Raw genomic sequence first — 917 nt, 5'->3', positions numbered from 1 at the left:
AAAATATTCCCAAATTTTCATATTTCAAAGGTTTATCAAAAAATTCTTTAGTAAAGTTGATATATTCTTTAGATTGTTTATAAAATTCAATCAAATTTGTAGATGTGATTTGAAGATGGATCCCATCATTATCTTTTAATGAAGATAAATTTTCGTAAGATTTCATTAAAGAATAAACATTATCTATATCCTTAGAATGTATATATAAAGTAAATGGCAATATCCCTAAAAAATCCCCATTCATAACTCCTTCAAAAAATTTTTTATCCGTTGGTTTCTTAAAACCAAATTTGTTAGCTAAATCACACATTGTATCGAATGCCTTTGCTGGTTTTATTTCTTCCATGTCAATATAAAAAACTTCGAAATTCCTAATTGAGGATAACAAAGAATTATATAGAAACCATCTATCTGTAAAAAACCAAAAATTTAGATATTCAATCATCGGAGCATTAGCAAATTTTCCAACTATACTGGTACCATATTTTTTACAATTTAAAATTTTATTGAAATCTGAACTTAAATTAAATAATCGAACATCTTTATCTGGATTATTGGTATGATGATTCACAGCTGTTTTAAGCCGCGATATGGGATCTCTTACCAAAAAAAGAATTATCACTTTTTTTAAAAAAAGTGATAAAAATTTTTCCCTATATAATGTATTTAAACCCCATTCTGTATAATATAAAATATTATTTCGGTATCTTTCTTTAAATAAATTATAATTTAAATAATAACTTTTTAAAAAACTTCTATGAAAATCATAATGCATATTTAAACCACATTTTTGAAAAAAAGAAGATAAAGCACCACCTCCAGATAACCCAAATAATGGATACACAAATTCATAATTATCAGGTAAAGGCAAATTCATCTCCCAAGCAAGTTCAGCTGGAATATTTTTATAATTAATT

At 24.8% G+C, this 917-nt stretch carries 1 protein-coding gene; it reads right to left on the bottom strand.

The window, feature by feature from the left end; genetic code table 11:
- The coding region (locus ELQ06_RS08500) for a DUF2972 domain-containing protein (protein ID WP_134237514.1) at positions 1-917 on the bottom strand (917 nt) is incomplete at both ends.

The sequence above is a fragment of the Campylobacter sp. CH246 genome (assembly GCF_004378835.1).
GTDB lineage: Bacteria > Campylobacterota > Campylobacteria > Campylobacterales > Campylobacteraceae > Campylobacter_D > Campylobacter_D jejuni.
This window is presented reverse-complemented; position numbering and strand designations above follow the sequence as displayed.